This is a genomic window from Enterobacter cloacae complex sp. 2021EL-01169 (genome assembly GCF_020733125.1).
Lineage (GTDB): Bacteria > Pseudomonadota > Gammaproteobacteria > Enterobacterales > Enterobacteriaceae > Enterobacter > Enterobacter roggenkampii.
The window spans coordinates 249,620-261,370 of record NZ_JAJFTC010000002.1 but is presented as its reverse complement, the minus strand read 5'-3'; the positions used below and the strand labels follow the sequence as shown (position 1 = coordinate 261,370).

The 11,751-nt window shown below is 54.7% G+C and carries 9 protein-coding genes; all 9 read left to right on the top strand.

Features of this window, described 5'->3' with window-relative positions; genetic code table 11:
- Positions 1-90: 90 nt before the first annotated feature.
- The 9 genes from LLF79_RS07675 (at position 91) to lpxK (ending at position 11,734) form a co-directional block, all read left to right on the top strand.
- Entirely contained in the window at positions 91-783 is a 693-nt protein-coding gene (locus LLF79_RS07675; RefSeq protein WP_023343682.1) for a DUF421 domain-containing protein, read from the top strand.
- Between the two features lie 162 nt (positions 784-945).
- Positions 946-2,034, top strand: a complete 1,089-nt coding sequence (serC, locus tag LLF79_RS07670; RefSeq protein ID WP_227879341.1) for a 3-phosphoserine/phosphohydroxythreonine transaminase — start codon at positions 946-948, stop codon at positions 2,032-2,034.
- A 69-nt stretch (positions 2,035-2,103) separates the two neighbouring features.
- Entirely contained in the window at positions 2,104-3,387 is a 1,284-nt protein-coding gene (gene aroA / locus LLF79_RS07665) for a 3-phosphoshikimate 1-carboxyvinyltransferase (RefSeq protein WP_059360113.1), read from the top strand.
- Positions 3,388-3,571: 184 nt separating this feature from the next.
- The gene (gene cmk, locus LLF79_RS07660; protein ID WP_008499967.1) at positions 3,572-4,255 is read left to right on the top strand and encodes a (d)CMP kinase; all 684 of its coding nucleotides are present in this window, start codon (positions 3,572-3,574) and stop codon (positions 4,253-4,255) included.
- 111 nt (positions 4,256-4,366) lie between these two features.
- Positions 4,367-6,040: a 30S ribosomal protein S1 gene (rpsA, locus tag LLF79_RS07655; protein ID WP_008499966.1), complete on the top strand. Its 1,674-nt coding sequence runs from the start codon at positions 4,367-4,369 to the stop codon at positions 6,038-6,040.
- A gap of 170 nt (positions 6,041-6,210) precedes the next feature.
- On the top strand, positions 6,211-6,498 hold the full coding sequence (ihfB, locus tag LLF79_RS07650; RefSeq protein ID WP_008499965.1) for an integration host factor subunit beta: 288 nt from the start codon (positions 6,211-6,213) through the stop codon (positions 6,496-6,498).
- A gap of 213 nt (positions 6,499-6,711) precedes the next feature.
- Entirely contained in the window at positions 6,712-8,976 is a 2,265-nt protein-coding gene (locus tag LLF79_RS07645; RefSeq protein WP_227879340.1) for a ComEC family protein, read from the top strand.
- A gap of 35 nt (positions 8,977-9,011) precedes the next feature.
- Positions 9,012-10,760, top strand: coding sequence for a lipid A ABC transporter ATP-binding protein/permease MsbA (msbA, locus tag LLF79_RS07640; RefSeq protein WP_008499963.1), 1,749 nt, complete (start codon positions 9,012-9,014; stop codon positions 10,758-10,760).
- Entirely contained in the window at positions 10,757-11,734 is a 978-nt protein-coding gene (gene lpxK / locus LLF79_RS07635; protein ID WP_126348835.1) for a tetraacyldisaccharide 4'-kinase, read from the top strand. Before msbA ends, lpxK begins: the two co-directional genes overlap by 4 nt.
- Positions 11,735-11,751 lie beyond the last annotated feature (17 nt).

Sequence of the window (11,751 nt, the reverse complement as noted above, 5' to 3'; positions counted from 1 at the left end):
ACGGGTTTTGCGTGACGGGTGCTATCTCCGGCGAAAATAAAAGACTGGGCTATGCTTATTGTCAGTAACTCACTGTTAAGGCATAGAAAAATGAAAGCATTCGATCTCCAGCGGATGGCGTTTGATAAAGTCCCCCCTGAATTTTTAGGCGAAGTGGCGCTGCGTAGTCTGTATACCTTCGTTCTGGTCTTCCTGTTTCTTAAAATCACCGGTCGTCGCGGCGTGCGGCAGATGTCGCTTTTTGAAGTATTGATCATCCTGACGCTGGGTTCCGCGGCGGGGGATGTCGCCTTCTATGATGATGTGCCGATGGTGCCGGTATTTATCGTTTTTGTCACACTGGCGCTGCTTTACCGCCTTGTCATGTGGCTGATGTCGAAAAGTGAAAAGCTGGAAGATCTGCTTGAAGGGAAGCCGGTCGTTATCGTCGAGGACGGTCAGCTGGCCTGGGAAAATGTGCAAAGCGCCAATATGACCGAGTTTGAGTTTTTTATGGAGCTACGCCTCAACAGCGTGGAACAGCTCGGGCAGGTGCGTCTGGCGATCATGGAGACCAACGGGCAGATCAGCGTCTATTACTATTCTGACGATGAGGTGAGGCCGGGACTGTGCATCCTGCCGGATATGCTGGTCGAGCGTTTCAGAACCGTACCTGAGTCAGGCGAGTATGCCTGCGTGAGATGTAGCCATGTCGTCGCGATGCAGCCGGGGGATCGTCAATTATGCCCCCGCTGTGCAAATCCGGAATGGACGAAGGTTAGCCGGGCTAAACGCATCACCTGACAGCCATTTTGTCGGTTTTGTCCTGGCGAGGCGGCAGATTGTTTTGTGTGACGCGGGGCACATTTCACGGGTCATAAGTTTTAGACATTGCGGCGCGTGTCACTGAATGATAAAACCGATATCCACAGTTATAACTTATGGCTTTTAGCGTGGTGAGGGGAAATGGCTCAAGTCTTTAATTTCAGTTCAGGTCCGGCAATGTTACCGGCAGACGTGCTTAAACAGGCTCAACAGGAACTTTGTGACTGGAACGGTCTGGGAACGTCGGTGATGGAAATCAGCCACCGGGGTAAAGAGTTTATTCAGGTGGCGGAAGAGGCAGAAAAGGATTTTCGCGATCTGCTGAATATTCCCTCGAACTACAAAGTATTGTTCAGTCACGGCGGCGGGCGCGGCCAGTTTGCAGGCGTACCGCTAAACATCCTGGGCGATAAAACGACGGCAGACTACGTTGACGCAGGCTACTGGGCGGCCAGTGCGGTGAAAGAAGCGCACAAATACTGCACGCCGAATGTGATTGACGCCAAAGTGACCGTTGACGGCCTGCGCGCCGTGAAGCCAATGAGCGAATGGCAGCTTTCTGATAACGCAGCGTATTTGCACTACTGCCCGAACGAAACCATTGACGGGATTGCCATCGACGAGACGCCGAACTTCGGTAAAGACGTCGTGGTTGCCGCTGACTTCTCCTCCACCATTCTGTCTGCGCCAATTGACGTCAGCCGTTATGGCGTGATCTACGCGGGCGCGCAGAAAAATATCGGCCCTGCAGGCCTGACGATTGTTATCGTGCGTGAAGACCTGCTGGGTAAAGCACATACATCCTGCCCGTCGATTCTTGATTACACCGTGCTGAACGACAACGATTCTATGTTCAACACCCCACCGACGTTTGCCTGGTACCTCTCCGGCCTGGTCTTCAAATGGCTGAAGCAAAACGGCGGCGTGGCGCAGATGGACAAAGTGAATCAACAGAAAGCCGAACTGCTGTATGGCGTGATCGACAAGAGCGATTTCTACCGCAACGACGTGGCGAAAGCTAACCGTTCCCGCATGAACGTGCCGTTCCAGCTGGCGGACAGCAACCTGGATAAAGTGTTCCTGGAAGAGTCCTTCGCGGCCGGCCTGCACGCGCTGAAAGGTCACCGTGTCGTGGGCGGCATGCGTGCCTCCATCTATAACGCGATGCCGCTGGAAGGCGTTAAAGCGCTGACCGATTTCATGATCGACTTCGAACGTCGCCACGGTTAATTGCGCTGTTTTCACCCCCGTAGCCCTGCTGCGGGGTTTTTATTATGTTGAGTTGAGAGTTAAGTTTTCATGGAATCCCTGACGTTACAACCTATCGCGCGGGTAGATGGCACCATTAATCTGCCTGGTTCAAAAAGTGTCTCGAACCGCGCTCTGCTGCTGGCAGCACTGGCAAACGGCACCACCGTCCTTACAAACCTGCTGGACAGCGATGACGTGCGCCATATGCTCAATGCGCTGAAAGCGTTGGGCGTTCATTACACTCTCTCCGACGATCGTACCCGCTGCGAAGTGACCGGCAACGGCGGCGCGCTGCAGACGGGTGAAGAGCTTGAGCTGTTTCTGGGCAACGCGGGTACCGCGATGCGTCCGCTGGCGGCGGCCCTGTGTCTTGGGCGCAACAACATTGTGCTGACCGGCGAGCCGCGCATGAAAGAGCGTCCGATTGGCCATCTGGTGGATGCCCTGCGTCAGGGCGGCGCGCAGGTCGAGTATCTGGAGCAGGAAAATTATCCGCCACTGCGTCTGCGCGGGGGCTTTACCGGCGGTCACGTCGAGGTGGACGGCAGCGTCTCCAGCCAGTTCCTGACCGCGCTGCTGATGACCGCACCGCTGGCTCCGCAGGATACGGTTATCACGATTAAAGGCGAGCTGGTCTCCAAACCGTATATCGATATCACGCTGCACCTGATGAAAACCTTCGGCGTTGAGGTGGAAAACCAGTCTTATCAGCGTTTTGTCGTGCGTGGGGCGCAGCAGTATCAGTCTCCGGGCAGCTATCTTGTTGAAGGCGACGCCTCGTCGGCATCTTACTTCCTGGCTGCAGGCGCGATCAAAGGCGGTACCGTGAAGGTGACCGGTATTGGTCGCAACAGCGTGCAGGGTGACATTCGTTTTGCGGACGTGCTGGAAAAAATGGGCGCGGTTGTGACCTGGGGTGATGACTTCATTTCCTGTACTCACGGCGAGCTGAAGGCCATCGACATGGACATGAACCATATTCCGGATGCGGCGATGACCATTGCCACGGCGGCGCTGTTTGCAAAAGGCACCACCACGCTGCGTAACATCTACAACTGGCGCGTAAAAGAGACTGACCGTCTGTTTGCGATGGCGACCGAACTGCGTAAGGTCGGTGCTGAGGTGGAAGAGGGCGAAGACTACATTCGCGTCACGCCTCCTGCAAAACTGCAGGTTGCCGAGATCGGCACCTACAACGATCACCGTATGGCGATGTGCTTCTCGCTGGTGGCACTGTCCGACACGCCTGTGACCATTCTCGATCCGAAATGTACGGCGAAAACGTTCCCGGACTACTTTGAACAGCTGGCACGCATTAGCACGCTGGCCTGATGACGCTTGCCGCATCACCTGATGCGGCATTTCCTTACGCTTCCTGACGAACACTTCCGTTCATTTCTTCTACACTCTGCTTCAATCAATCCGTAATTTGCACGCAAAGGTAACAGTTGCGCACGTTGACGCGTATAATGCGCGGCGTTCATGTAAACGGTATGCCTTATTTAAGGAGAAAAAGATGACGGCAATTGCCCCGGTAATCACCATTGACGGGCCTAGTGGCGCAGGGAAAGGGACTCTGTGCAAAGCGATGGCGGAAGCATTGCAATGGCATCTTTTAGATTCGGGAGCAATCTATCGCGTGCTGGCTCTGGCTGCGCTGCATCACCATGTGGACGTGGCGTCAGAAGAAGCGCTGGTTCCGCTGGCTGCGCATCTTGATGTGCGTTTCGTGTCGACCAATGGCAACCTGGAAGTCATCCTTGAAGGGGAAGACGTGAGCGGGGAAATCCGTACTCAGGAAGTGGCGAATGCGGCCTCTCAGGTAGCGGCCTTCCCGCGCGTTCGTGAGGCGCTGTTACGTCGTCAGCGCGCGTTCCGTGAAGCACCGGGTTTGATCGCGGACGGACGCGATATGGGAACCGTGGTATTCCCTGATGCACCTGTGAAAATTTTCCTTGACGCCTCTTCGGAAGAACGCGCTCAACGCCGCATGCTTCAGTTGCAGGAAAAGGGGTTTAGTGTTAACTTTGATCGCCTTTTATCCGAGATAAAAGAGCGCGATGACCGCGATCGTAACCGCGCCGTCGCCCCACTTGTTCCAGCAGAAGATGCATTAGTTCTGGATTCAACCAGTTTAACTATTGAGCAAGTGATTGAAAAAGCGCTACAATATGCGCGCCAAAAACTGGCACTCGCGTAATCGCGACCGATTTAGCAGTACCCCCGCTGCAATGGATTGACGGCGGGTATGTGAAACAACCCCATCCGGCACGGAGCCAGGTGGACGTTAATATTAACCTGAAGATTAAACATGACTGAATCTTTTGCTCAACTGTTTGAAGAATCCTTAAAAGAAATCGAAACCCGCCCGGGTTCCATCGTTCGCGGTGTTGTTGTTGCTATCGACAAAGACGTAGTACTGGTTGACGCCGGTCTGAAATCTGAGTCCGCCATTCCGGCAGAGCAGTTCAAAAACGCCCAGGGCGAGCTGGAAATCCAGGTTGGCGACGAAGTTGACGTTGCTCTGGACGCAGTAGAAGACGGCTTCGGTGAAACCCTGCTTTCTCGTGAGAAAGCGAAACGTCACGAAGCATGGATCACGCTGGAAAAAGCTTACGAAGAAGCTGAAACTGTGGTCGGTGTTATCAACGGCAAAGTTAAAGGTGGCTTCACTGTTGAGCTGAATGGTATTCGTGCGTTCCTGCCAGGTTCTCTGGTAGACGTTCGTCCAGTTCGTGACACCCTGCACCTGGAAGGCAAAGAGCTTGAGTTCAAAGTAATCAAGCTGGACCAGAAGCGTAACAACGTTGTTGTTTCCCGTCGTGCCGTTATCGAATCCGAAAACAGCGCAGAACGCGATCAGCTGCTGGAAAACCTGCAGGAAGGCATGGAAGTCAAAGGTATCGTTAAGAACCTCACTGACTACGGCGCATTCGTTGACCTGGGCGGCGTTGATGGCCTGCTGCACATCACCGACATGGCGTGGAAACGCGTTAAGCACCCAAGCGAAATCGTGAACGTGGGCGACGAAATCACTGTTAAAGTGCTGAAGTTCGACCGCGAGCGTACTCGTGTATCCCTCGGCCTGAAACAGCTGGGCGAAGATCCATGGGTAGCTATCGCTAAGCGTTACCCAGAAGGGACTAAACTGACTGGTCGCGTAACCAACCTGACTGACTACGGCTGCTTCGTTGAAATCGAAGAAGGCGTTGAAGGTCTGGTGCACGTTTCCGAAATGGACTGGACCAACAAAAACATCCACCCATCCAAAGTTGTTAACGTTGGTGATGTAGTGGAAGTGATGGTTCTGGATATCGACGAAGAACGTCGTCGTATCTCCCTGGGCCTGAAGCAGTGCAAAAACAACCCATGGCAGCAGTTCGCGGAAACCCACAACAAGGGCGACCGTGTTGAAGGTAAAATCAAGTCTATCACTGACTTCGGTATCTTCATCGGCCTGGACGGCGGCATCGATGGCCTGGTTCACCTGTCTGACATCTCCTGGAACGTTGCAGGCGAAGAAGCAGTTCGTGAATACAAAAAAGGCGACGAAATCGCTGCAGTTGTTCTGCAGGTTGACGCAGAGCGTGAGCGTATCTCCCTGGGCGTTAAACAGCTCGCAGAAGATCCGTTCAACAACTGGGTTGCACTGAACAAGAAAGGCGCAATCGTAAACGGTAAAGTCACTGCAGTTGACGCGAAAGGCGCAACCGTAGAACTGGCTGACGGCGTTGAAGGTTACCTGCGCGCTTCTGAAGCTTCCCGTGACCGCGTTGAAGATGCCACTCTGGTTCTGAACGTAGGCGACGACGTTGAAGCTAAGTTCACCGGTGTTGACCGTAAGAACCGTGCAATCAGCCTGTCTGTTCGTGCTAAAGACGAAGCTGATGAGAAAGATGCAATCGCAACTGTTAACAAACAGGAAGATGCAAACTTCTCTAACAACGCAATGGCTGAAGCTTTCAAAGCAGCTAAAGGCGAGTAATATCAGGTTCTCAGCATCATTTGCGCTGTAACGCATTTACAGCGCGAAGGATGAGGAGCAAACTTGACAGATTACAGGATTCGTCCTGTAATCAATAACAAAGGGCGGCTACGGCCGCCCTTGTTTAATGAGCTGTTCAGCTAATTGGTTTGAAAGGAACCGGAGGAATCATGACCAAGTCAGAATTGATTGAAAGACTTGCCAGTCAGCAACCGCATATCCCTGCCAAGGCAGTGGAAGATGCCGTAAAAGAGATGCTGGAGCATATGGCCTCCACTCTTGCCCAGGGCGAGCGCATTGAAATCCGCGGTTTCGGTAGTTTTTCTCTGCACTATCGTGCTCCACGTACCGGGCGTAACCCGAAAACTGGTGATAAAGTTGAGCTGGAAGGTAAGTACGTTCCACACTTTAAGCCGGGTAAAGAACTGCGCGATCGCGCCAATATTTACGGCAACTGAGTTTAGCCAGCCGGTTAAACTGGGTTCGAAAGAAAGCACCTGCGGGTGCTTTTTTTGTACCCGTCGCTTTCTTTCTGAATGTGCCCCGCATTTTCCGTTTCGTTTTCTGCAACCCGTTAAATACCTTGCTGCGCTTGCCGTAAATCGTATTTTTCACACCTGACGACCGCTCAGCCTGCTTGCATACTGCCACCCTGAAACAGGGAGGTAGCAATGGGAATTCCCGCGCTTAGCATCTGCGCCATTCTGGCGATAGTTCCGTTACTCTGGTTACCTGAACTGCCTTCCCCCAACACCGTGTGGGTAATGATGGCTGGCGGGCTAGCGCTTGCTGCATGGCAAAACAGTCGACTGAAGTATGCGGGTATGACGCTGTTATTTTGTGCCTGGGGCATTTTGGCCGCGCAGGAGAGCGTCTGGCCGATGCAGCATTTAACAACGGGGGCCGTGCAGGCTGAGATAGAGCTCACCGCGACTGATGGCGCCACTCAGCATCAGGGAAGCATTCTAAGCGTCAATGGCAAGCGCTGGTGGGCCTCTACCGGCGTAACGCTGTATGGCAATTATCTGCCGCAAAAGGCGTGTGCAGGGCAGCGCTGGAGCGTGACGCTCAGGCTCAGGCCTGCACACGGCGAACTCAACGACGGCGGTTATGATTCTCAGCGCAGCGCTTTTGCCCGACATCAAACGCTGAGCGGGCGCTTCACCCGTGCGGAGATCGTCGACGGGCGCTGCAGCCTGCGAGCGCAATATCTGATGTCGCTGCAAAACCGACTTTCAGCTTACCGATGGGGAGCGGTTATCTTGGGGCTTGGGATGGGAGAACGCCTGGAAGTATCCCATGAAATAAAAGACCTGATGCGGGAAACCGGCACGCTGCATCTGATGGCGATTTCGGGTCTGCATATCGCGCTGGCAGCCTCTCTCGTCTGGTTACTTGCTCGTGGACTCCAGTTTTTATTACCCAGCCACCGCGTCCACTGGCAAATGCCTCTCCTTGCCGGGTTGTTCTTTGCTGCTTTCTACGCCTGGCTTACCGGCCTGCAACCGCCTGCGCTGAGGACGATCATCGCCCTTGCGGTGCTTGCTCTGTTGCGGATTACTGGCCGTCAATGGTCTCCCTGGCAGGTTTGGAGCTGCTGCACCGCGGCGATACTGATTAACGATCCCCTGGCCGTACTTTCGCAGAGTCTGGTTCTGTCAGCCTTTGCCGTCGCCGCGCTGATTTTCTGGTTTCAGTGGCTGCCTCTTCCCGACTGGAATTGGACACGACGGATGCGGCCGCTACTGAACCTGATTTATCTGCAGGTCGGGATGTTGCTGCTGCTCATGCCGTTACAGGTTCTGATTTTCCATGGCTTCAGCTTCTCCTCCCTTGTCGCGAATCTCTTTGCCGTTCCCCTGGTAACGTTTGTCTCCGTCCCGCTGATCTTGCTCGGTATGCTGCTCCATTTGCTACCGCTGGCTGCGGTAGAAAGTGCCATCTGGTTTGCCGCCGATAAGTCGCTTGCGGGACTCTTCTGGCTACTGATGCGCCTGCCAGATGGCTGGCAGAATGTTGATCAACGCTGGCAAATCATGGCATTACTGCCGTGGTTGAGTATTATTGCCTGGCGTTTTCGTGCCTGGAAAACCGTTCCTGCCGTTTGTCTTGCAGGCAGCGTCTTACTGACATTTCCCCTCTGGCGAGCGGAAAAAAGCGAGAGCTGGACGCTGCATATGCTGGACGTGGGGCAGGGGCTGGCCATGGTGATTGAAAGGCAGGGAAAAGCCATTCTCTTTGATACCGGGCTCGCCTGGCCGGGCGGGGATAGCGCGCAGCGGTTAATTATTCCCTGGCTTCGCTGGCATCACCTGCGGCCAGAAGGAGTGATTCTCAGTCATGAACACCTCGACCATGCAGGAGGCCTCGCGTCGTTGCAAAAAGCATGGCCGGATATATGGGTAAGAAGTCCGTTACGCAGGACGGGGCACCGCCCTTGTTTTCGTGGGCAAAAATGGGAATGGCAGGGATTAACCTTCACCGTCCACTGGCCTCCTGAAAATTACCCGGCCCAGGGGAATAACCATTCCTGTGTGGTAAAGGTGGACGATGGGGAGCAAAGCGTTCTGCTAACAGGGGACATTGAAGTGCAGGCGGAACAGGCTATGCTTAGCCATTACTGGCGTCATCTGAGGGCCACGCTCATACAGGTCCCCCATCATGGCAGCAATACCTCGTCTTCATTGCCGCTGGTACAGCGGGTGGAAGGACAGATCGCCCTGGATTCTGCGGCCCGTTATAACGCATGGCACTTCCCGTCGGCAAAAGTCGTTCGACGTTATCGAAAAGAGGGATATATCTGGCACGATACCCCTCATTCAGGACAAATATCGGTGACATTCTCGCAACATCACTGGCAAATCCGGCGCTTGCGAGAGCAAATTTTACCACGTTGGTATCATCAGTGGTTTGGCGCGCCCGTCGATAACGGGTAGAATATGCGGCTATTTCAACAATGCTGGTTTTTTGAATGCATAACGACAAAGATCTCTCCACGTGGCAAACGTTCCGCCGACTCTGGCCGATGATTGCCCCTTTTAAAGCAGGCTTGATCGTGGCGGGTGTAGCGTTAATCCTCAACGCAGCCAGCGATACCTTTATGCTATCGCTTCTCAAACCGTTACTGGACGACGGTTTTGGTAAAACGGATCGCTCAGTGCTGCTATGGATGCCTCTGGTGGTTATCGGACTGATGATCTTACGCGGTATCACCAGCTATATCTCCAGCTACTGCATTTCCTGGGTATCCGGGAAAGTGGTGATGACCATGCGCCGTCGGCTGTTCAGTCACATGATGGGCATGCCGGTTGCGTTCTTTGACAAGCAGTCAACCGGGACGCTGCTGTCGCGGATCACCTACGACTCCGAGCAGGTTGCCTCTTCCTCTTCCAGCGCGCTGATTACGGTTGTGCGCGAGGGCGCGTCGATTATCGGCCTGTTCGTGATGATGTTCTACTACAGCTGGCAGCTGTCGCTCATCCTTATCGTTCTGGCACCTGTGGTTTCTATTGCTATCCGCGTCGTCTCAAAACGCTTCCGTAATATCAGCAAGAATATGCAGAATACGATGGGGCAGGTGACTACCAGCGCAGAGCAGATGCTGAAAGGGCATAAAGAAGTGCTGATTTTTGGTGGTCAGGACGTTGAAACCAAACGCTTTGATAAAGTGAGCAACAAAATGCGTCTGCAGGGGATGAAAATGGTCTCGGCCTCTTCTATCTCCGACCCGATTATTCAGCTGATTGCCTCACTGGCGCTGGCGTTCGTTCTGTATGCGGCAAGCTTCCCGAGCGTCATGGAGACGCTGACGGCGGGTACCATCACCGTGGTCTTCTCCTCAATGATCGCCCTGATGCGTCCGCTGAAATCACTGACAAACGTCAACGCCCAGTTCCAGCGTGGGATGGCGGCCTGTCAGACCCTGTTCAGCATTCTGGATTCCGAGCAGGAAAAAGATGAAGGCAAACGCGTCATTGAGCGCGCGAACGGCGACGTTGAGTTCCGCAATGTGACCTTTACTTATCCTGGCCGCGAAACACCGGCTCTGCGCAATATCAACCTGACCATTCCGGCGGGGAAAACCGTTGCGCTGGTAGGCCGTTCCGGCTCGGGTAAATCGACCATTGCCAGCCTGATCACCCGTTTCTACGACATTGACGAAGGTGAAATTCTGTTAGACGGTCACGATCTGCGGGAGTATACCCTGCAGTCGCTCCGTAACCAGGTGGCGCTGGTCTCCCAGAACGTGCACCTGTTCAACGATACCGTGGCAAACAATATTGCTTATGCACGCACTGAAGAGTACAGCCGCGAGCAGATTGAGAACGCCGCACGTATGGCCTACGCGATGGACTTTATCAACAAGATGGATAACGGTCTGGATACCATCATCGGCGAGAACGGTGTACTGCTCTCCGGTGGGCAGCGTCAGCGTATCGCCATTGCCCGAGCGCTGCTGCGCGACAGCCCGATCCTGATCCTGGACGAAGCGACCTCTGCGCTGGATACGGAATCTGAACGCGCGATTCAGTCGGCGCTGGATGAGCTACAAAAGAACCGCACCTCGCTGGTGATTGCGCACCGTCTGTCGACTATCGAGCAGGCTGATGAAATCGTCGTGGTTGAGGATGGGGTCATTGTTGAACGCGGAAGCCATGCTGATCTGCTGGAACACCGCGGTGTTTACGCTCAGCTTCATAAGATGCAGTTCGGCGAATGATTGCACGCATCTGGTCCGGTGAATCCCCGCTGTGGCTGCTGCTTTTGCCGCTCTCCTGGCTCTACGGCCTGGTGAGCGGCATTATCCGTCTGCTTTATCGTCTTGGGGTGAAGCGGGCCTGGCGCGCGCCGGTGCCCGTTGTGGTCGTCGGTAATCTTACGGCGGGCGGCAACGGCAAAACGCCGGTGGTGATCTGGCTGGTGGAGCAGTTGCAAAAGCGCGGTATACGCCCGGGCGTGGTATCGCGGGGATATGGTGGTAAAGCGGCGCATTACCCGCTGTTGCTGACGGCGGAAACCACGACGGCTGAAGCGGGTGATGAACCGGTATTGATTTTCCAGCGTACTGGCGCCCCTGTTGCGGTCTCCCCGGTGCGCAGCGATGCCGTCCGGGCCCTGCTTGCCGAACATGCGGTACAGATCATTATCACTGACGATGGTCTGCAGCATTATGCCCTGGCGCGAGATAAAGAGATTGTGGTCATCGACGGGGTTCGCCGTTTTGGGAACGGCTGGTGGTTACCTGCCGGACCCATGCGCGAACGCGCTTCGCGTCTGAAGTCCGTGGATGCGGTGATCGTGAACGGTGGTGAGGCGAAAACGGGTGAAATCCCGATGCACCTGCAGCCGGGTCTGGCAATCAACCTGGTGACGGGTGAACGCCGGTCGGTTTCAGAGCTTCCTTCACTGGTAGCGATGGCGGGCATTGGTCATCCGCCGCGCTTCTTCGCGACGCTGGAACAGTGTGGTGCCCGGCTGGAAAAACGCGTTCCGCTGGCCGACCATCAGGCGCTGGTGGAAGGGCAGGTAGACGCCCTGACCACACCCGGGCAGTCTCTGATCATGACCGAAAAAGATGCGGTGAAATGCCGCGCCTTTGCGAAAGATAACTGGTGGTATCTGCCGGTTGACGCCGAACTCAGCGGTGAGCAGCCGGAACATTTGCTCAAGGAACTGATTGCGTTGGTGCACTAAAGGCTTACGCGGTTCTG

Bases quoted from the DNA above. Each gene is read 5' to 3' on its own strand.
- cmk (WP_008499967.1), top strand. From the start codon at position 3,572: ATGACGGCAATTGCCCCGGTAATCACCATTGACGGGCCTAGTGGCGCA.
- LLF79_RS07645 (WP_227879340.1), top strand. From the start codon at position 6,712: ATGGGAATTCCCGCGCTTAGCATCTGCGCCATTCTGGCGATAGTTCCG.
- ihfB (WP_008499965.1), top strand. From the start codon at position 6,211: ATGACCAAGTCAGAATTGATTGAAAGACTTGCCAGTCAGCAACCGCAT.
- lpxK (WP_126348835.1), top strand. From the start codon at position 10,757: ATGATTGCACGCATCTGGTCCGGTGAATCCCCGCTGTGGCTGCTGCTT.
- msbA (WP_008499963.1), top strand. From the start codon at position 9,012: ATGCATAACGACAAAGATCTCTCCACGTGGCAAACGTTCCGCCGACTC.
- aroA (WP_059360113.1), top strand. From the start codon at position 2,104: ATGGAATCCCTGACGTTACAACCTATCGCGCGGGTAGATGGCACCATT.
- rpsA (WP_008499966.1), top strand. From the start codon at position 4,367: ATGACTGAATCTTTTGCTCAACTGTTTGAAGAATCCTTAAAAGAAATC.
- LLF79_RS07675 (WP_023343682.1), top strand. From the start codon at position 91: ATGAAAGCATTCGATCTCCAGCGGATGGCGTTTGATAAAGTCCCCCCT.
- serC (WP_227879341.1), top strand. From the start codon at position 946: ATGGCTCAAGTCTTTAATTTCAGTTCAGGTCCGGCAATGTTACCGGCA.